General features: G+C 68.0%; 14 protein-coding genes. 6 read left to right on the top strand and 8 right to left on the bottom strand.

The genetic code is table 11. The features are described from left to right. Positions 1–394 precede the first annotated feature (394 nt). Together ACFOWZ_RS01670 and glnA are read right to left on the bottom strand one after the other, a co-directional pair. The gene (locus ACFOWZ_RS01670; protein WP_382367466.1) at positions 395–3,922 is read right to left on the bottom strand and encodes an FkbM family methyltransferase; all 3,528 of its coding nucleotides are present in this window, start codon (positions 3,920–3,922) and stop codon (positions 395–397) included. A gap of 19 nt (positions 3,923–3,941) precedes the next feature. Beyond that, the gene (gene glnA / locus ACFOWZ_RS01665; RefSeq protein WP_030472617.1) at positions 3,942–5,285 is read right to left on the bottom strand and encodes a type I glutamate--ammonia ligase; all 1,344 of its coding nucleotides are present in this window, start codon (positions 5,283–5,285) and stop codon (positions 3,942–3,944) included. Between the two features lie 41 nt (positions 5,286–5,326). Between glnA and ACFOWZ_RS01660 the strand changes: the two genes are divergently transcribed. Then, positions 5,327–5,962 carry an LppX_LprAFG lipoprotein gene (locus ACFOWZ_RS01660; RefSeq protein ID WP_382367463.1) on the top strand — a complete coding sequence of 212 codons (636 nt, stop codon included), beginning with the start codon at positions 5,327–5,329 and terminating at the stop codon, positions 5,960–5,962. After that, complete coding sequence (locus ACFOWZ_RS01655; RefSeq protein ID WP_382367460.1) at positions 5,962–7,476, top strand: MFS transporter; 1,515 nt, start codon at positions 5,962–5,964, stop codon at positions 7,474–7,476. Before ACFOWZ_RS01660 ends, ACFOWZ_RS01655 begins: the two co-directional genes overlap by 1 nt. On the opposite strand, the gene ACFOWZ_RS01650 is transcribed toward ACFOWZ_RS01655, so the two are convergent. Further along, the gene (locus tag ACFOWZ_RS01650) at positions 7,431–8,903 is read right to left on the bottom strand and encodes an alpha/beta fold hydrolase (RefSeq protein WP_382367488.1); all 1,473 of its coding nucleotides are present in this window, start codon (positions 8,901–8,903) and stop codon (positions 7,431–7,433) included. The genes ACFOWZ_RS01655 and ACFOWZ_RS01650 overlap by 46 nt on opposite strands. Before the next feature lie 50 nt (positions 8,904–8,953). Continuing rightward, positions 8,954–10,516 carry an alpha/beta hydrolase gene (locus ACFOWZ_RS01645; protein WP_382367457.1) on the bottom strand — a complete coding sequence of 521 codons (1,563 nt, stop codon included), beginning with the start codon at positions 10,514–10,516 and terminating at the stop codon, positions 8,954–8,956. A gap of 29 nt (positions 10,517–10,545) precedes the next feature. Between ACFOWZ_RS01645 and ACFOWZ_RS01640 the strand changes: the two genes are divergently transcribed. The 3 genes from ACFOWZ_RS01640 to ACFOWZ_RS01630 are packed head-to-tail and all read left to right on the top strand — an operon-like array spanning position 10,546 to position 14,152. Next, positions 10,546–12,258, top strand: a complete 1,713-nt coding sequence (locus ACFOWZ_RS01640) for an NAD+ synthase (protein ID WP_382367454.1) — start codon at positions 10,546–10,548, stop codon at positions 12,256–12,258. Positions 12,259–12,311: 53 nt separating this feature from the next. Further along, a complete protein-coding gene (locus ACFOWZ_RS01635; protein WP_382367451.1) occupies positions 12,312–13,502 on the top strand; it encodes a sensor histidine kinase in 1,191 nt (396 codons plus the stop codon). A gap of 2 nt (positions 13,503–13,504) precedes the next feature. After that, complete coding sequence (locus ACFOWZ_RS01630; RefSeq protein ID WP_382367485.1) at positions 13,505–14,152, top strand: response regulator; 648 nt, start codon at positions 13,505–13,507, stop codon at positions 14,150–14,152. A gap of 13 nt (positions 14,153–14,165) precedes the next feature. Here the strand turns inward: ACFOWZ_RS01630 and ACFOWZ_RS01625 are convergent, their stop codons facing one another. From ACFOWZ_RS01625 to lysX, 3 genes are all read right to left on the bottom strand, one after another. Then, positions 14,166–14,702, bottom strand: a complete 537-nt coding sequence (locus ACFOWZ_RS01625; protein WP_382367448.1) for a hypothetical protein — start codon at positions 14,700–14,702, stop codon at positions 14,166–14,168. After that, positions 14,699–15,778: a helix-turn-helix domain-containing protein gene (locus tag ACFOWZ_RS01620; RefSeq protein ID WP_382367445.1), complete on the bottom strand. Its 1,080-nt coding sequence runs from the start codon at positions 15,776–15,778 to the stop codon at positions 14,699–14,701. Before ACFOWZ_RS01620 ends, ACFOWZ_RS01625 begins: the two co-directional genes overlap by 4 nt. A gap of 66 nt (positions 15,779–15,844) precedes the next feature. Continuing rightward, positions 15,845–19,147 (bottom strand): bifunctional lysylphosphatidylglycerol synthetase/lysine--tRNA ligase LysX, encoded by a 3,303-nt coding sequence (gene lysX, locus ACFOWZ_RS01615; RefSeq protein ID WP_382367442.1) that lies wholly within the window; start codon positions 19,145–19,147, stop codon positions 15,845–15,847. On the opposite strand from lysX, the gene ACFOWZ_RS01610 reads away from it, so the two are divergent. Next, positions 19,109–19,948, top strand: coding sequence for an alpha/beta fold hydrolase (locus ACFOWZ_RS01610; RefSeq protein ID WP_382367439.1), 840 nt, complete (start codon positions 19,109–19,111; stop codon positions 19,946–19,948). The two genes, lysX and ACFOWZ_RS01610, sit on opposite strands and share 39 nt — an antisense overlap. Here the strand turns inward: ACFOWZ_RS01610 and ACFOWZ_RS01605 are convergent. Then, the gene (locus tag ACFOWZ_RS01605; protein WP_382367436.1) at positions 19,926–20,288 is read right to left on the bottom strand and encodes a VOC family protein; all 363 of its coding nucleotides are present in this window, start codon (positions 20,286–20,288) and stop codon (positions 19,926–19,928) included. The two genes, ACFOWZ_RS01610 and ACFOWZ_RS01605, sit on opposite strands and share 23 nt — an antisense overlap. Positions 20,289–20,343: the final 55 nt, after the last annotated feature.

Genomic DNA, 20,343 nt, shown 5'->3' with positions numbered 1-20,343 from the left:
TCATATTACTGGCTGTGTTTCGGCACGCTGTTGAGTTCTCAAAGAACACGCGCTCACCGGTTCCATTCTCCGTTTCCGGAGAGTTTCTCTCGGGGCTTGTGTTTGAAGCTTAGCTCGTTCGTTTTTCGCTTGTCAAATCGGCCGTTTCGGGCTTCTTCGCTCGGCGCAAACTCGCTTCGCATTCAGTTTTTAGCTTGGTTCAGAAGTTATCTGAGTGGCTTTTCCGGTGTCAAATCGGGGTCGTTTTCCGATCCCGGACAGCACGGTAGGCCGTTCATTCACTTCTGGGGGTTTGACGCCGCGATACTTTACCCGGCCCGATCCGCGGTGTCAACCGCTCGTTCCGGGGTCTCGCTTGCGACCTGGAGAAAGTTACTCACGGGGAGGATCAAAGTCAAATCGCCTGGTCAGCGGGCTGCTTGATCGGCACAGACGGCGTCGGAGCAGCAGGCTTGGCGCCGACCGGACGCGGCCGGAGCCACAGGGTGATGGAACGAAGACCCTCCATCGCCTTGACGATCTGGTCCGGCGAGGCCGCCTGACGAGTGGCGACCGGCACCAGGTCGTAGCCCCAGACACCGAACTCCTTCAGCACCGTCACCGGATCGTCACCGAACTCCGCGGTCGAGGTCGCGGAGAACTCCAGGAACACGTGCGGCCGGTCGCGACGCAACAGCCGGACGAGACCCGCGAGAGCGCGATGGCCACGTCCAGGCGTGTCGACCCGCACGACCGAAAGCTTCATGCCCCGCACCAGGGCGATCTCTTCGAGCTCCTTGTCCAGGCGCACCGACCGCACCCGAGCGACGTCCTCGCCGGCGTCTTCGGCCAGCGGCGACACCGACACACCACCGGTCAGCGTCGGGGAGACGGCCAGCTCGCCCGCGCTCTCCCACGCCGCACCCTCGATCACGGTCAGACGGCCGGCCACAGCAGCAGGCAGGTTCGCCGAGACGTTGTGCCTCAGCAACGCCGCAGCCGACGCATCGGGCTCAACGGCGACAACCGCGCCCATCAGCCCGAGCCGCGACAACACCCTGATGGAGTGGTAACCGACGTACGCGCCGACATCGAGGAAGATCCCGTCCGGCTCGACCAGCGAGTCGAGCAGTTCCGCGAGGTCCGGCTCCCACACGCCGTTGGACGACAACAGCGGAAGCATGAACGCGTCGTCGGAGGGCAGCCGCATCATGCCCGCGTCGCACAACACCAACGACGAACGCACCTCGGGTGCGTCGTCGGAGGCCTCGTGCTGACGAACCACCACGCGACGAAGAGCGTCCGCGGTCTGTTGTGCGTGGCTGGCCGCACGGATCGCGGCGTCCAACCGCGTGTCGCGCTCGCGGAACACCTCGACGACCTTGGACTCCAGGGTGTCGATCCGGTCCAGCGTCCGGTCCAGCGCCACGGTGAGCTTGTCGATCCGCTCGGCCAGCACGTCGGTCGACTTCGCGCGCTTGGCGGCCTCGGCGACGACGGCGTCCTCGATGTCGCGCAGCCTGCGTCCCTGACCGGCCATGTCCGCGCGCACGCGCACGACCCCGTCGTCGACGCCGATCAGCTGGTCACCGAAGTGCGACTGCCGTTCCGCGACCTGCTCGACCTCGGCCCGCAGCAGCTCCAGTTCGCCCGCGCCGACGCCGGCCTTCAGCGCGTCCTGCCGGTTGACCAGCTCGGACACCGTGCGCTCGACCCCGTCGATCAGGGTGTGCAGCACCTGGCGCATGTGGTTGTCGTAGTGGTCCAACGCGCGCAAGACGACCTTGCGCAGCGCGGGTGCCATCGGCGTCCGATGAGGTCCGTCGACGTTGGGCTGGCGCAGTAACGCGTGCTTCGCCGACTGCAGCGCGAGCATCGGGTCGACCTCGGGCTTCGGCTTCGGCCGACGCGCCCGCCATCCCCGGTACGCGTGCTCGACGCGTTCGCGAAGAACTTCACCCACGCGTGGGACTGCCCGCACCGACAGCACGTGCTCTCGTGCGGCGGCACCCAGCGCAACGGCCGTGGGCAGGTCATCGGCCAACGAACGCAACAACTGCGCCGCGGCCTGCACATCGGGCTCGACGCCCTGACACGGCACGAGAACCGCCGTCTTGCCGAAGAGCTCCGCAACGGCACCATGGCCGGACGCGACGACGGGGACTCCGCGCACGGCCAGCTCGGCCAGGCGCAACGCGATCCGGTCGTCCGCCCCACCGCGGTGCAACGACACCACGACGTCGGCGGTCAGGCAGACGTCGTCGTCCTCGACGAGGGAGATCCGCTGGTCCGAGGCCGTGGCCAGGCGCAACCGCTCGGCGGCCTCCGGGTGCTCGAACGCACCGGACACCGCGATCCGCAGCTCGACGTCCGCACGATCGGGGAACGCGCTCAGGAACGCCGACACCGCACCCAGCACGTTGCCGGGACGGTCGAGAGAGTGGTCCGCGATCGCCGCGAACACCACCACTTCGCCTGACTCGTGCTCACGGACACCAACGTCGTGCACCGGCACGGGCACCACACGGACGATGGGTCCGCCGATGCGTTCCGCGGCAGCGCGCGAAACTTCGGACGACAGCCAAAGCTCGTTCACGTCCGTGCGGTCGTCCGCAGCCGTTGCGTCCAGCGCGACCTCGACGACGAAACGGCCAGAAGGCACCTCATCCGCAGAAGAGGCGCGCACAACAACGGGGTAGCTGGCGGACGTCGACACCGGAAGGCCCGACGCGCGCGCCGCGGCGAGCATCAGCTCCGACAGCGGTCCCGACCCGATGACGGACACACCGAGCTGGTCCAGCAGCGCCGGTCCTTCGCCCCGAGGCTGCGGCACAGCGGGAACCGGCAAACGTCCGGACGCCACACCAACGCCGGCGCACCACTCACGCCAGGCGTCGGCGTCCGCACCGAACGGCACGGGGAACTGCTGCTGCAGCGACGCATCGGCACGCCACACCGCGTCAGCCCAACGCGTGCCACCGTGCTCGGTGGGCTCGCACGCCCAGATGAGGAAGCCACCACCACCGTCTTCGCCGAAGGCCGGAGGAGGCGTCAGTTCCGAGGAACGGTAGTCGGCGCGCAGCTCGGACGGGATCAGCGTGCCGTCGACCAGGGAGTCGAACCGGTACGGCACCGGCGCGACGGTCCAGCCGGATCGCACCAGCTCAGCGCGGTACGCGGTGCAGAGCTCCGCGACCTCCGGGTGTTCGGACAGCAGCACGCGGGGGCGTTCCGCGAAGTCGGCGGACAGCAGCCACGGCCGCCGCGGGTCGAAGCCGCGGAAGTGCACCGTCAGCAGGTCCTGGCCGACGACGGCCAGCGCCCCCGACTCGGTCCGGTGCAGCGGCCGGTCCGACACGTTCCACACCGACAACCCGACGCGTGCGTCACGCACGACGTGATGCGGCACGATCGCCGGCATGTCCAGCGACCCGAGATAAGGCTCGGCGCCTTCACCGACCGCGATGAAACCGGGGTCGAACGCGCCCAGCTCGTGCAGCTCGGCGGGACCGGGCTGCAGACCGTCGGACGGCAACGGGCGCAACGTGCGCGGCAGCAGCACGACGGGTGCGTTGCGCAACGCCTCCAGCACGAGCTTCGTGAGCGACCCGAACACCTGGACCCACGGGTCGAGGTACAGCACGGGCATGCCCTGCGACAGCAGCGCCTCCAGCAGCCGCGGCACCATCGCGGCCTTCAGCCCGGCGGCGTCCAGCGACGTCGCGAGCACGTGCAGCTCGATCTCGGCGACACCGATGTCGAGAGGCGTGATCAGCCCTGGTCCCGTGTGCTCCGGCTGCGCGTCGACGATCAGCGCGACGAACCGGCCCTCGGGGTGTTCCGCGAGGAACGAGCTGGACAGGACCTTGACCGCGGGCAGTTCCGCCGCCGTGGCGACCGTGCACGCGCAGATCGTCGGCTGGAACTCGGGTACCTCTGTCACGGAGAGCAACGTATCGGCCTCACAGCACGGGAAGAAGAGTGCGCAACTCGTACGGGGTGACGCTGCGACGGTACGCGTCCCACTCCGTCCTCTTGTTGCGCAGGAAGAAGTCGTAGACGTGCTCACCGAGCGCTTCGGGGAGCAGCTCCGAGTTCTCCATCTCGGTGAGCGCCTCACCGAGGTTCTGGGGCAGGTTCGCGTAGCCCGCCGCGCGCCTCTCCCGGTCCGTCAACGACCACACGTCGTCCTCGGCGGGCGGCGGCAGCTCGTAGCCCTTCTCGATGCCCTTGAGCCCGGCGGCCAGGATCACCGAGTAGGCGAGGTACGGGTTGCACGCGGAGTCCAGCGACCGGATCTCGACACGGCGCGACGACGCCTTGCCGGGTGAGTACATCGGCACACGGACCAATGCCGAGCGGTTCGCGTGACCCCAGCACACGGCCGTGGGGGCCTCACCGCCGACGATCAGCCTCTTGTAGGAGTTGACCCATTGGTTCGTGACGCCGGAGATCTCGCGTGCGTGCTTCAGCACACCCGCGACGAACATCTTGCCGATGTCGCTGAGCTGGTACGGGTCTTCCTCGTCGTGGAACGCGTTGCGGTCGCCCTCGAACAACGAGAAGTGCGTGTGCATGCCCGAGCCCGGCTGGTCCGAGAACGGCTTGGGCATGAACGAGGCGCGCACGCCCTGCGTGATCGCGACCTCCTTCACCACGTAGCGGAACGTCATGACGTTGTCCGCCATCGTGAGCGCGTCGGCGTAGCGCAGGTCGATCTCCTGCTGGCCGGGCGCGCCCTCGTGGTGGCTGAACTCGACGGAGATGCCCATCGCCTCCAGCGCCTCGATGGCGTGGCGGCGGAAGTGCGTGGCGGTCTCGTGCGAGGTCTGGTCGAAGAACCCGCCGTTGTCCGCGGGCTCGGGCTCGCTCCCGTCGCCGGGCAGGCCCTTGAGCAGGAAGAACTCGATCTCGGGGTGGACGTAGCAGGTGAAGCCGGCCTCGCTGGCCTTCGACAGCGTCCTGCGCAGGACGTGGCGCGGGTCGGCCCACGACGGGGAGCCGTCCGGCATGGTGATGTCGCAGTACATGCGCGCCGAGTAGTTGCTGCCCTCCGGCGTCTGCCACGGCAGCACCTGGAACGTGGACGGGTCCGGCTTCGCGACCATGTCCGACTCGTAGACGCGGGCGAAGCCCTCGATCGCGGAGCCGTCGAACCCGATGCCCTCGCTGAAGGCACCCTCGAGCTCGGCCGGTGCGACCGCCACGGACTTCAAGAAGCCCAGGACGTCCGTGAACCAGAGCCGGACGAACCGGATGTCGCGTTCCTCGAGCGTGCGGAGCACGAACTCCTGCTGGCGGTCCATAGGGCGCAGCTTAAGGGCTCCCGGGACTCTACGATCAACGCATGTCCGCCCGTTGGTTGTTGGTTTGCGCACTCGCCCTGCTCACGAGCTGCACGTCCGGTGGAGATCTCCCCGATGGTGCGACATTGCTCTCGAAGTCGGCCGAGCAGATGCGCTCCGTCAAGACCGTCCACTTCACCATCAAGGTGGACGGCGAGCTCCCGGACGTCCCGGTGAAGGAGGCGGACGGCGATCTCACCTCCGCGGGTGACTCGAAGGGGACCGCGAAGGTCACGTTCGCCGGGCAGCTGCTGTCCATCGAGTACGTGCTGACCGGCGGAAACCTGCACTTCAAGGGCCCGACCGGCGGGTTCACGAAGCTGCCGGCGGCGTTCGCGGGCCAGGTCTACGACCCGTCCGCGATCCTGAACCCGGACAAGGGCGTGGCGAAGGTGCTCGCGTCGGCGAAGGACGCCAAGACCAAGTCGTCCGGTGACGTGTCGGTGGTCGAGGCGACGGTGCCGAAGGACGTGGCGGCCGGGCTGGTGCCGGGCATCTCCGCGGACGTGAAGTCGACGTTCTCGCTCGGCAGCGACAACAAGCTGAAGAGCGCGTTGTTCGAGCTGCCCGGTGGTCAGAAGATCGACATCGGACTGACCGACTTCGACAAGCCCGTCACGGTCACGGCACCTGCCTAATGCGCAAAGTCGCTCTCGCCGCGTCCGGCGCGGCCGTGCTGCTCGGGGCGCTCGACGCCTACGTCGTCGTCGGTGTGCTCACCGACATGGTGCGCGATCTCGGCATCGCGGTGAACGAGCTCGAGCAGGCCACGCCGATCGTCACCGGGTACCTGCTCGGGTACGTGGCCGGCATGCCGTTGCTCGGGCAGCTGTCGGACCGGCTGGGGCGGCGGTTCGTGCTGCAGGTGTCGTTGCTCGGGTTCCTCGTGGGCTCGGTCATCACGGCGTTGGCCGGCGACGTGCCGTTGCTGGTCACCGGCCGTGTGGTGCAGGGACTCGCCGGCGGTGCGCTGCTGCCGGTGACGATGGCGCTGGTCGCGGACCTGTGGGAGGAGCACCGGCGGTCAACTGCCCTCGGGGCGGTGGGCGCGGCTCAAGAGTTGGGCTCTGTCCTCGGCACATTGTACGGCATCGGCGTTGCGTCGCTCTTCAACGCGTTGCCGTTGTTCGAGGCGTGGGAGCCGCAGAGCTGGCGGTGGGTGTTCTGGGTGAACGTGCCTTTGGCGGTCGTCGCGATGGTGATCGTGCAACGGACCGTGCCGAACACACGGCGCGAGGTCCGCATCGACGTCGTCGGTGGGGTGTTGCTCGCTCTCGCGTTGTCGCTGCTGGTGGTCGCGCTCTACAACCCGAAGCCCGCCGAGTCGGTGCTGCCGTCGTGGGGCTGGCCCGTGCTCGCGGCGGCCATCGTCGTGTTGGGCGCCTTCTTCTTGTGGGAACGCCGTGCTGCTGTGCGGCTCATCGATCCCGAAGGCGTGCAGTGGCGTCCGTTCTGGGCGGTGCTCGGGGTGTCGCTCGCGGCCGGTGCGGCGTTGCTGGTGACGCTGGTCGACGTGGAGCTGTTCGCGCAGACCGTGTTGCGCAAGGACTCCGCAGCGGCGGCGACGCTGCTCACCCGCTTCCTCGTCGCGTTGCCGATCGGCGCCGTCCTCGGTGGGTTCCTCGCCTCACGCCTGGGCGACCGCTGGGTGTCCTTCGGCGGGCTCGCGATCGCATCGGTGGCGTACGTGTTCATCGCGCAGTGGCCCGCGAACGTGTCCGGGTTCGCTTTGACGCGTGACCTCGCCATCGCCGGTTTCGGCCTCGGTCTGGTCATCGCGCCGTTGTCCGGCGCTGTGCTGCGTGTTGTGCCGTCGGTGCGACACGGCGTGGCGTCGGCGTTCGTCGTCGTCGCGCGCATGACGGGCATGCTCGTCGGTGTGGCGGCGTTGTCCGCGTGGGGACTTCACCGGTTCCGCGAGCTCACGGCAGGCCTGAACACCCCGCTGCCGTTCGGGGTCGAGAAAGCCGAGTTCGAGCGGCAGATGGCCGAGTACCAGCGCGGGCTCACCGAGGCGCTGCTCACCGAGTACCACGAGATCTTCCTGATCACGGCGGTGATCTGCGCTGTCGGCGCGCTGGGATCGGTCCTCCTCCCCTCGAAGCGTCAGCAGACCGAGTCTGTTTCGGGCAGTCTCAAGTCCACCAGGTAGTTCGTGCCCACGCCGTCCACGCAGCCGATGCCCGCGAGGAACGCCGTGTGCTGGTTCCCGTTGTACGTCAGCAAACGCGCGCCCAGTGCGGCCGCGAGGTCCACACCGGACTGGTAGGGCGTCGCCGGGTCGCCGGTCGTCGAGACGACCAGCACCTGCGGCAGCCCGTTCACGTTCGGCGGATGCGGTTCCGACGTGTGCGGGGCCGGCCAGAACGCGCACGGCCCGAGCGCGGTCTCGTCGGTGGGGATCGTGTCGTTGCCCAGGAGTTCCAACAGCCTCCGACGGTTGGACTCCAGGGTGGCGCGGTCCTTGATCGGTGGTTCGTCGACGCAGCGGATGGCCACGAACGCGTCCTGGATGCGGCTGTAGGTGCCGTCCTGGGCGCGGCCGAGGTACTGGTCCGCGAGCTGCAGCAGGGTGTTTCCCTTGTTCTGCTTCAGCTCCTGCAGGCCCTTCAGCGCGGTCTCCCACAGCCGGTCCGAGTACATCGCCTGGATGATGGCGGTGTTCGCGTCCGAGTGGGACAGCTTGCGGTCGCCGACCTGCATCGGCGTCTTCTTCAACGGATCGATCATCTGCCGGAACTTGGACTCGGCGGTGCTCGTGTCCTTCCCGATCGGACAGTCGCGCTGAGCGCACCAGCCCGCGAACCGCTGGAACGCCTCCTCGAAGCCCTGTGCCTGACGCGCCGACGCCGCCACCTTGTCGCCGTTGACCTCCACCGCTCCGTCGAGCACCATCGCGCGCACGTTGCGCGGGTACATCTCGGCGTACAACGTGCCGATGCGCGTGCCGTAGGAGTAGCCGAGGTAGCTCAGCTTCTGCTCCCTCAACGCTCCGCGCAGCACGTCCATGTCGCGGACCACGTCGCGTGTGCCGACGTTGCGCAGAAGGTCGATGCCGCTGCGTTCGGTGCACTTCTCGACGAAGTACCTGTTCTCGGTCTCCACGGCGTTCGCGGTCTCGCCCTTGGGACGAAGCCGTTGCGCGTCGCGTTCGGCATCGGTCAGGCACTGCACGCGGGGCTGGCTCGCCCCGACGCCGCGCGGGTCGAAGCCCACCACGTCGAACCGCTTGCTGACCGGGTTGTTCGGCTGCATGTTCGCGACGTGCGCCATGCCCGAACCACCGGGACCGCCGGGGTTCACCACCAGGGAACCGACTCGCCGCCCCTGTTCGGAGGCAGTCCGGCGCAGCAGTGCGACGGTGATCGTGCCCGCGTCCGGCTTCTCGTAGTCGAGCGGAACCTGCAGGCGCGCGCACTGGATGCCCTCGCGCTCGAACAGGCCCTTGCTCTTCGTGTCGGTCGCATAGGGCTGACACGCGCCCCAGGACAACACCTGCTCGTAGAAGCGCGCTAAGCCCTTGCGCGCGGCGACCGGTGAACCGTCTATGCGCGCGTAGGACGTGGACGTGCTGAGCACAACGATCAAGGCGAACAAGGCCGCAATGACTCGGGATCGCCTCTTCGTCATTAGGCGCACCGGGTTCCGTCGGCGGGCAAGGTCTGGTCGATCAGGTACTTCACACCGGCGTCGTCCACGCACTTCTGGCCCTGCAGGAAGACCGTGTGCTGGACGCCCTCGAACGTGAGCAGCCGCGAGTTGAGCGCTTTGGCCAGGTTCACGCCGGACTCGTAGGGCGTGGCGGGGTCACCGGTCGTGGAGATGACCAGCAGCGGCGGGATGCCGTCGGCCTTGGGCGGTTCGGTGCGGCCGGACACCGGGGCCGGCCAGAACGCGCACGAGTCGAGCGCCGCACCCGGCGGGTTGCCGTCGTCGAGGAACGGCGCCGCCTCCTTGTACTTCTTCGCGGTCTCCAACAGCGCGTTCTTGTCCGTCAGCCGTGGGTCGTCCACGCAGTGCACGGCGCTGAACGCGTCCGTGATGGTGGAGTAGTTGCCCTGGTCATCACGGTCGAAGTACGCGTCGGCCAGCGTCATCAGCACACGGCCCTTGCCGTTCTTCAGCTCGTTGAGGCCGTTCAGCAGCAACGGCCACAGCTGCTCCGAGTACAACGCCTGGATCGTGGCGGTGATCGCGTCGTTGTAGGAGAGCTTGCGGTCGCCGACGTCGACGGGCTTCTGGATCAACGGTGTCGTGAGCTGGCGGAAGCTCGCGTTGGCGTCGTCGCCGAGGGGGCAGTCGCCCTTGTCCCGGCACCACTTCACGAACTCGTTGAACGCCTTCTGGAAGCCGGCTGCCTGACCGACCAGCGACGCGAGCTGGTCCTGGGTCGGGTCGACGGCTCCGTCGAGAACGAGTGCACGCACGTTCTGGGGGAAGGTCTCGGCGTACTCGGTGCCTATGCGCGTGCCGTACGAGTAGCCGACGTAGCTCAGCTTCGCGTCGCCGAGCGCAGAGCGGAGGACATCCATGTCCTTAACTACGTCCCGCGTGCCCAAGTTGGCGAGCATTGCCGCCCCGAATTTTGTCCCGGAGGCACACTTCTCGGCATACGCCTTGTTCTCTTGCTCCGTTTGGGTGATTCCCTGCGCGCTCGTATCAACGTCGAGGTCCAAACGCTCGGCATCGCGCTCCGGTCCGGTGAGGCACTTGACCGCCGGATCGCTCGCGCCGATGCCCCGCGGGTCGAACCCGATCAGGTCGAAGCGTTTCCCGAGCTCGGTCTTGCGGTAGTCCGACACCATGCCCGCGGCCGCCGCCATGCCGGACGCGCCGGGACCACCGGGGTTGATCAGCAGCGACCCGATCTTCTGGCCCGTCGCCCGGTACCTGAGCACGCCGATGGTGATCGTGTCACCGTCCGGCTTGGAGTAGTCGAGCGGGACCTGCAGGCGGGTGCAGTCGACGTCCTTCTTGCTCCCGTACGCCTGCCGGCTGGACCCGGTGGTGACGAACGAGGAGCACTCCTGCCAGGCGAGCTGCTGGCCGTAGTACTTCTCCAGCCCGGCGGGGACGGTCCCCGCAGGACCGGGTTTCTCGAGGGAGACGCCTGGCTTGGCCGCCCCTTCGATGATCGACGTGCAGGACGCGAGCAGCGGAATGACGAGCAACACGCTCAAGAGACGGACCACAGCCCGATGGTATGGGAGATGATGAGGGCATGCCGCAGCTTCGGATCGCGCTCGCCCAGGTCAACGCCACTGTGGGCGACCTGGACGGCAACGCGTCGTTGGTCGTGGAGTGGACGCGCAAGGCTCGCGAGGGAGGCGCCCACCTGGTCGTGTTCCCCGAGATGGTGCTGACCGGCTACCCGGTGGAGGACCTGGCGATCCGCACGTCCTTCGCCCGCGCCTCCGCCGAAGCACTCGACACCCTGGCGAGCACTTTGGACTCCGCCGGCCTCGGCGACGTGGCAGCGATCGTCGGCTACCTGGAACACGACTCGGCAGGCCCCCGCAACGCCGCCGCAGTCCTGCACGGCGGACGTGTCGTGGCCAGGCAGAGCAAGCACCACCTCCCGAACTACGGCGTGTTCGACGAGCGGCGTTACTTCAAGCCGGGCTCCTCTCTGGACATCGTGCGCATCAACGGCGTCGAGGTCGGCATGGTGATCTGCGAGGACCTCTGGCAGGACGGCGGCCCGATCACCGCCCTGGGCGACGCGGGCGTGGACCTGGTCGTCTCCCCGAACGCCTCCCCCTACGAACGCAACAAGGACGACCTCCGTCTCCCCCTGGTGGTCCGCCGGGCAGCAGAAGCAGGCGCCCCGCTTGCCTACTGCAACCTCATCGGCGGCCAGGACGAACTGGTCTTCGACGGCGACTCGATCGTCGTGGCAGCCGACGGCCAGCTGATCGGCCGCGCCCCGCAGTTCGTGGAGCACCTCATGCTCGTCGACTTCGACCTCCCCGGCGACGGCGAGTACGAACAGGGCCAGATCGGCGACTTCTACGTGCGCCGAGTCTTCGTGTCAGACGCAATCGCCCCCTACGAGCCACTCCCCGCACCGCGAGTGTTCGAACCGCTGTCCGACGAGGCAGAGGTCTGGCACGCACTAGTCACCGGCCTACGCGACTACGTGCACAAGAACGGCTTCCGGTCCGTTGTGCTCGGTCTGTCCGGTGGCATCGACTCCGCCGTGGTCGCAGCACTGGCCGTAGACGCCCTCGGCGCTGACTCGGTGTACTGCGTCTCAATGCCGTCGTCGTACTCCTCAGAGCACTCCAAGTCGGACGCCTCCGACATGGCCACCCGCACAGGCTTGCACTTCACCACCGAGCCGATCGGCGACATGGTCTCCGTCTACGTGGACCAGCTCAAGCTGACCGGCCTGGCCGAGGAGAACATCCAGGCCCGTTGCCGCGGCATGCTCCTGATGGCCCTGTCCAACCAGAACGGCCACCTGGTCCTCGCCACCGGCAACAAGTCCGAACTGGCAGTCGGCTACTCGACCATCTACGGCGACGCGGTAGGCGGCTTCGCCCCGATCAAGGACGTCTTCAAGACCCTGGTCTGGTCCCTGGCCCGCTGGCGCAACGACGAGGCGGAGAAGCGCGGCGAGACCCCGCCCATCCCAGAAAACTCGATCACCAAGCCCCCGTCAGCCGAACTGCGCCCCGGCCAGGTCGACACCGACTCACTGCCGGACTACGAGCTGCTGGACGCCCTGCTCACCCAGTACGTGGACGGCGACCGAGGCTACGACGACCTCCTGGCAGCGGGTTTCGCGCCCGAACTGGTCGACAAGGTGCTGCGGATGGTCGACAAGGCCGAGTACAAGCGCAGGCAGTACCCGCCGGGCACGAAGATCTCGAACAAGGCCTTCGGACGGGACCGGCGCCTGCCGATCACGAATGGCTGGCGCGAGGGCTGAAGTAGAGCCTGCTCCACCGCGCCACCCCAGGTCAGCCAGATACGTTTGCCCACATGAAACGGATCTGGGCGGCGGTGGTCTACCTGGCGACCGGCCTGCTGACGGCCATCGCCTCGTGGCTCGCCATAGGCGTCCTGCTGCTGTCCGTGGTCGTCCTCCCGTTGCTGCCCGTCACCGCCCCGATCATCCGCCGGATCGTCGACTTCGACCGGCGGCGCATCGCCCGCTACACCCGCGCCGAGCTGCCGTCACCGCCGCCGCTCGACGGCCCGTGGCTACACCGCGCCCAGGGCGTGCTGGCGGATCCTGGCAGCCGCAGAGAAGGGTTGTGGCTGATCAGCCACGCCGTGGTCGGAACGCTGTTCGGGGCGATCGCCATCGGAGTTCCGGGGGCGCTGATCCAGCAGCCGTTCGTCCCCGTGATCTGGTGGGCGATCCCCGGCGGGTTCGACAACTCGTTCGGCGTCCACGTCGACTCCTGGCCGAAGGCGCTCCTGAGCATCCCCATCGGGATCGTGCTGGCTCTGATCCTCACCCAACTCCCCAAGCTCGCGGACCTGGACGCCAGGTGGGCGAAAACGCTGCTGTCACCCCCGAGGGCCTCCCTGGAAAAGCGGCTGGCCGAGGTCGTCGCGACACGAGCCGCCGCCCTCCAGGCCCACGGCGCCGAACTGCGGCGAATCGAACGCAACCTCCACGACGGCACCCAGAACAAGCTGGTAGGCGTGGTGATGATGCTCGGCATCGCCGAACGAACCCTCGAACAAAACCCGGACAACGCCCTGCAAGCACTCCTCCGAGCCCAAGACGCAGCAGGCGAGGCGCTGGAGGAGCTGCGCAACGTCGTCCGCAGCATCCACCCGCCGGTGCTGGAGGACCTGGGCCTGGACGGCGCGATCCAGGCGCTGGCCGCGAGGTCCCCGGTCCCGTGCGTCCTCCAGGCCGACCACCTCGGCCGGCTCCCGGCCGCAGTGGAAGCAGCCGCCTACTTCGCCGTGGCCGAGGCATTGACGAACGTCGCCAAGCACAGCGGTGCCAACCACGCCTGGGTGAGCCTCAACATCGACAAGGAACAGCTGGTGGTCGTGGTCCACGACGACGGCAAGGGTGGCGCGGACGAGAAGCGGGGAACGGGTTTGGACGGCATCAGAGGCAGGGTCGCGGCGTTGGACGGCACCGCGGACGTGAGCAGTCCCGAGGGCGGGCCTACTGTGCTCACCGTCGTGCTACCGATGGGGAAGTGACCATGCGCATCGTGATCGCCGAAGACGACGCGTTGCTCCGCGAGGGGCTGACGTTGTTGTTGCGCAACGAAGGCATCGAAGTCGCGGCGGCGACCGACAACCCGGACGACTTCCTGGACGCCGTCGCCGAGCACGAACCCGACATCGCCGTGGTCGACGTGCGGATGCCGCCGACGTTCACCAACGAGGGCCTGAAAGCCGCGGTCGAAGCACGTCGGCGGCACCCGAAGCTCGCCGTGCTGGTGCTCAGTGCGTGGGTCGAGCAGAGCTACGCGCACGAACTGCTCGCCGGCACGAACGGGGGCGTCGGCTACCTGCTGAAGGAACGCGTCGGCAAAGTCGCGGACTTCCTCGATTCGCTGCACAGGGTCGCGAACGGCGGCACGGCGCTCGACCCCGAGGTCGTGTCGCAACTGCTCGTACGGCGGAGGTCCGACGACGCGCTGAGTGTGTTGTCTCCGCGCGAACGGGAAGTCCTCGGCCTGATGGCGGAAGGACTGTCGAACGCCGCCATCGGCGAACGGCTCGTCATCAGCGCGGGAGCCGTCCACAAGCACATCGGCAACGTCTTCCTGAAGCTCGGCCTCAACAGCGAGGACGGCTCAGGAGACCGCAGGGTCCAAGCCGTCCTCGCGTACCTGGATCACTGACCTGTGCCGTGCGTCAGAGCAGACGGTATTTCCTAGCGAACGATCCGAACTGCGCGCCCGTGCAGGGCAGCCTCATGCCGCTGTCGCGCAGCATGTCGATGAGATTGCCCGCACCCGCCTCCGTGATCTTGCCGCCCCGACACAACTGAGCGAGCAACCAAATCGTGCCGTGTACGTCCAACCCATTGGCGCGAGCCACCTTGGTGGCAAGGCGGTCATCTGTGAGCGCGATGCCGTCGAGCAGCTCGCTGACAGCGAACACGCTTGCCTCTCCGTGGTCGCGTTCGGACGTGCCAACCAACCTCGAATACTTCACGAAAAGCTGAATCTCGTGGAGTTCATCCAGTGCCGCGACCTGAAGCCACGGCAGGTCGAGCGCGTTTCGGAGCAGCGGATGCTCTTCAACGCCAACGCTCAACTCGTCCCTGACGATCGCGGTCGTCCAACAGGTCTGGCCGCCCAGCAACTCGCCAAGAACATCGAGCCGCTCGATCAAGGCGAAGTGGGACAAGCACATCGTGTCGAAGACGAGCGGCTTGCCACTCGTCACGGCGAAATCTCGTCGTCAGACAGGACTGGCAGATCGCCCTCAACGATCTGACCATGCATCAGTTCAACTGCACGCGACGGTGTCAACATGTCGCGCCTCAGGGCTTCCATCACAGCCGTGGCATAGCCGCGGGGCACCCTGATCGCGTCGAGATCCGGCTGAGGAGCCCATCCGATCGCGTTCATCAGTTCCGCCCTGGTCGGCCGCTGCTGGCTCCACGCACGGGCCTCATCAGAGTCGACAACACCAGCAAGCGCCGCTTGGCGAGTCGCCAACGACCAAGAGATGCGGTAGCGAGCTGCCAGTGCGATCAGATCTCCACGGCCCCTCGTCGTTGCCGCCACCACTACGGGCAGCAGCAGTTCTGCGGCAAAGGCGTCGACGACCGACTCCCGGTCGCGAAGCGAAGCGTGTACTCCAACATCGTTGGAGTACGGGTCTCCGAGGACCATGTGCCCGAGCTCATGCGCCGCTGTCGCCCTGCGTCGGCCTGGATCTCCTGACCGACTGATGACCGCCACCGCCAGTTCGTCGTCCACAACCATGGACGCACCGTCACCTGGAAGGTCGGCGACGAGGACGAACTGTCCCGCTTGTTCACAGACGTCCATCAGGGTGGGAATCGGGTCGTTGTGCAGCCCGACGTGCGTTCGAAGACGGGAGGCAACGCCTCTCGCTGCATCCTCGTCAGCCGCTCCTGCAGACCGATAGATCGTCCTCGGCATGAGCGTTCCGAGGTTCAGCAGCTGCTGAACGTCCCGTGCCCAGCCTTCCAGCCGGGCTTCCAGACGATAAGCCTGCCGGCCGGCATCAGTGGTGGTGTCCTCGCTCAGCTCCGAACGCCTGGACAGCACCGCTGGTGCGCGGTGGATGAAATAGTCCAACGGAACTTGAAGTGCCGCGGCGAGCCTGGTCAGCTCCAGTGCGTCCACCTTGCGCGTGCCGGCTTCGATCTTCGCGATCATGGTTCGATCGAGCGACAGCGCATCACCCAGTTCAGCCTGAGAAAGACCAGCGCCGATCCGGGCGTCGCGCACCCGCGCCCCTACCTGGCTCCACTCTCGCGCTTCCGCCATAGTGCGATTTTCGCACAGATTGAGAGCCGGGTCGCAGTTGATCACAGATAGTAACCAGATCGTGTGCTATGTCGGACGGACGAACGGGAACAGCACGGTCTGCCGGATCGACGTGCCGGTCAGCATCATCAGCAACCGGTCCACGCCCATCCCCAGCCCGCCCGTCGGGGGCATGCCGTGCTCCAGCGCCCGCAGGAAGTCCTCGTCCAGCTCCATCGCCTCGACGTCACCGGACGCGGCCTTCAACGACTGCGCCTCCAGCCGTCGCCGCTGCTCCAGCGGGTCGGTGAGCTCCGAGTACGCCGTGCCGATCTCCGCGCCGAACGCCACCAGGTCCCACCGCTCGGCCAGGCGCGGGTCGACGCGGTGCTGGCGGGTCAGCGGGGACACCGAGGTCGGGAAGTCGATGTAGAACGTCGGCCCGACGGTCGAGGCCTCCACGAACGAGTCGTACGCCTCCTGCACGAGCTGGCCGTGGTCCCAGTCCTCGTTGATCCCGACGCCCCGCGCGGACAGCAACGACCGCAGCTCCGGGACCGAGGTCGAAGGGGTGACGACGGCGTCCAGGGCCGAGGAGACCGCCGTGTAGACGGGAATCACCGGCCACTCGCCCGACAGGTCGAACGTGCCGTCCGGGCGCTGCGCCACCTCCTCGCCGAACGCCTCGCGCGCCGCGTGCTGGATCAACGTGCGCACCAGGTCGAGCATGACCCGGTAGTCCGCGTAGGACTGGTAGGCCTCCAGCATCGTGAACTCGGGGTTGTGCGTGGCGTCCGCGCCCTCGTTGCGGAAGTTGCGGTTGAGCTCGAACACCCGGTCCACGCCCGCCACGCACAGCCGCTTCAGGTACAGCTCCGGCGCGATCCGCAGGTACATCCGCATGTCGTAGGCGTTGATGTGGGTCACGAACGGCCTGGCGTTCGCGCCGCCGTGCACCGCTTGCAGCATCGGCGTCTCGACTTCGAGGTACTCCCGCGAGTGCAGGAACTCGCGCACGCTGCGGATGACGTCGCTGCGCAGCTTCAGCAACGACGCCGAGTCCTGGTTCACCACCAGGTCGAGGTAGCGCTGGCGCACGCGCGCCTCCGGGTCGGTGAAGCCCTTCCGCTTGTCCGGCAACGGGTGCAGGCACTTCGCGGTCATCGTCCACTTCTCGACGAGCACGGAGATCTCGCCGTGGTCGGACTTGATCACCTGGCCGGTCACGCCCACGTGGTCGCCCAGGTCCACATCGGACTTCCAGGACGTCAGCGCGTCGCCGAGCGAGTCGACGGTCAGCATCAGCTGGATCTCGCCGCTGAAGTCCCGCAGCCGCGCGAAGCACAGCTTGCCCATCTCCCGCAGCGCCACCACGCGTCCGGTGACCGAGACGTCCTCGCCGAAGCGTTCGCGTGCACCGGCGAGGAGGTCCGAGCGGTCGAAGCCGACGGGGTACGGGTCGACGCCGGCGGCCACCAGCCGTTCGACCTTCGCGATCCGCACCCGGACCTGCTCCGGGCGCCTGACGGCCTTCGGTTCGATCTTGATCGCGTCGATCTCGGCGACCCGCGCGGCGAACTCGGCGCTCACGTCGGTCTTCTGCAGGGCTCGCTTGCGCAACGACCGCAGCGACGGCACGAACCCCTCCGCGATGCCCGCGGCGATGCTGACCTGCGGCAACGACCGGGAACGCTGGTAGCAGAGGAACCTCGGCTCCCACTCCGGCAGGTACTTGGCGTTCGACCGGTACAGCGACTCCAGCTGGAAGAACCGCGACGCGAGCGACAGCACCCGCCGCCACGCCCGCAGCACCGGGCCGGCGCCGATCTTCTCGCCCTCCTCGAACACCGCGCGGAACATCGCGAAGTTCAGCGAGATCCGGTGCACGCCGAGATGACCAGCGGCGGCCGCGAGCTGGGCGACCATGTACTCGTTGAGGCCGTTCTCCGCCGCGCGGTCCCGCCGCATCAGGTCCAGCGACACGCCCCGGCGACCCCACGGCACGAACGACAGCAGTCCGCGCAGAGCACCGGACGCGTCGTAGGCCTCGACCATCACGCACCGGCCGTCGCTCGGATCTCCCAGCCGTCCCAGGGCCATCGAGAAGCCGCGCTCGGTCTCGGCTCCGCGCCACGCCTCCGCGCGGTCCAGGATGGACGCCATCTCGTCCGGCGCGATCTCGCTGTGCCGGCGGACCCGCGTGGTGTACCCGGCGCGTTCGACGCGGGACACGGCCTGACGCAGCCCGCGCCGTTCGGGACCGGCGAGGTTGAACTCGCGGACGTCCAGGATCGCCTCGTCACCGATCTCCAGCGCCTTCAACCCGGCGTCGGAGTAGACCTGCGCACCGCGTTCGGACGCGCCGAGCACGCCCGCCATCCAGCCGTAGGTGCGGGCCTCGGACAGCCACGCCAGAACGGCTTCCGGCCAGGCCTCCTCGTCACCGATCGGGTCTGCCGACGCCAGCGTGACGCCGCCGATCACCCGGTAGGTCAGCGCCGCACGACCGGAAGCCGCGAACACGACGCTCTTGTCCCGGCGCGTGGCGAAGTAGCCCAGCGAGTCGGGCTCGCCGTCGGCCGCGAGCAGCCGGCGCAGGTCGAGCTCCTGTTCCGGCGTGATCATGTTCTGGGTGCGCACACCGCGGAAGAACAGGTACATCGCGTGGACCGCGACGAGCGTGCCGCCCAAGCCCAACACGACGCTCAGCCACTGCGGGCCCTCGGGGATGTCGAGGCGGCCCAGCCGGACGACCTCACCCGTGGCCTGGTTCGCCGCCCACACGAGCTTGTCGGTCTGCTCGACCAGCCTGCCTGGGAAGATCTCGGCGAGGCCCCAGCCGAGGAGCACGAGCGCGACCATGCCCAGCACGAACGACGCGAGCGCCCGCCGCCACGCACCGCGCGCGAGCCGGGCGGGGAACCCCTCCCGCACCACCCACAGCAGCGCCACGAACAGCACCGAGGTCGCGACCCCGAAACCGAGGAACACCCAGTGCGGCTGTTCGCCCGGCTCCAGGACTTCTTCAGGTGCGAGGGCCAGGATGACCATGGTGGAGCCGACCAGCAGCAGGCCCGTGACCTGGAACAGCAGCAGCGCCCAGAACGCCGCTCGCTTGTGCCTGCGCAGGGCGGCGCCGAGCACGAAGAACACCAGGGCGATGAAGAGGTTGCCGTCGATCGGCAGGCCGAAGAAGTACCCGATGCCGTCCGCGACGTCGGTGAACCAGCTGTCCTCCGGAAGGATCAGTCTGAGCAGCGAGAGCACCCCGGCCAGCTGCACGATCGTCGCGATCGTGCCCGCGGTCTTCCACTTCCACGCCGGTGCCACATCCACTCCCGAGGTCTGCCGATGACGGCCATGATTCCTTCCTCGGCCGGACGGGTGCACGTCGCATCCTCCGGGCGTGTCGGCCTGCCGGTCGTGGTGCTCAGCTCGGGTCTGGGCGGGGCCTGGTTCGACTGGGACCGCACGGTGCGGCTGCTGGAACCACACGCTCGGGTGATCGTGTTCGACCGGCCTGGCCTGGGGATGAGCGGTCCGGCGCGGCGCGGGCCGTCGCTGGCGCGCGAGGTGGCCGTGCTGGACGCGGTGATGCGCGGCATCCCGAAGGCGGTCCTGGTCGGGCACTCGATGGCGTCGATGCACGTCGAGGCCTACGCCCGGCTGCGCCCGCACCGCGTCAGCGGGGTCGTGCTGCTCGATCCGGACACGGAGACGCCGGGCGCGGGAGCCCCGTTCGACATGTCGGCGGTGATCGCGCAGGCCATACGGGCGTTCGGCAGCCGGTGGCTCGGCGCGCGGCTCACGCGGCGGTTCGGGCACTCGTTCCGCAACCTGCTGACCGCGGCCTCGACGCTGGGCGTGACCGATCCGGCGCCCACGGACCTCGTCGAGATGGTCTACCGGCGGCCGGGCGTCGGCCGGGCCGTGGTGTGGGAGCTCGCGTCCTACCCCGGCCAGGTCGCAACGCTGGAACGCCTGCGCAAACGTCGTGAGCTGCCGAAAGTGCCGTGGCTCGTGCTCACCGCGGGACGCCGGGTGTGGCCGGAACACCGGTCGTTGGCCGCCCTCGTGCCGTGGGGGCGCAACGTGCCGGTGCCCGGCAGTCGGCACATGATTCAGATGGACCGGCCGGACGCCGTGGTCATGGCCGTCCGGGAGGTGCTCAGGGGTCTGCCCGACCGCTGAGCAGGCAGAACTCGTTGCCCTCCGGGTCGTGGAGGGTGTACCAGCTCACGTCGTCGCCCTGCCCGATGTCGGCGTGCGTGGCGCCGAGCGCGAGAAGGCGTTCCAGCTCGTCCTTCTGCTCGCGGTCGGTGGCCCTCACGTCGATGTGCAGGCGTAGTTTCTGCAGCTTGCGGTCGGAGTTGCGGAGGAACAGCAACGTCGTGCGCTTGTCCGGCGGTCCGATCTCCACCGAGTCCTCGTCGCGGTCGAGCACCTCGTAGCCCAGAACTTCTCCCCAGAAGGTGGCAAGACGTTCGGGATCGGTGCAGTCCAGTACCAGTTCTGTGATTCGTGCTGCCACGCGTGTGACGGTAACCGCATCTGCGTTCCGTTTCCGGCTGACGGTGTCACTCTGG

It is taken from the genome of Lentzea rhizosphaerae (assembly GCF_042649515.1).
Taxonomy (GTDB): Bacteria; Actinomycetota; Actinomycetes; order Mycobacteriales; family Pseudonocardiaceae; genus Lentzea; species Lentzea aerocolonigenes.
The sequence above is the reverse complement of the archived record's forward strand: the minus strand, read 5'-3'. Positions and strand labels throughout refer to the sequence as shown.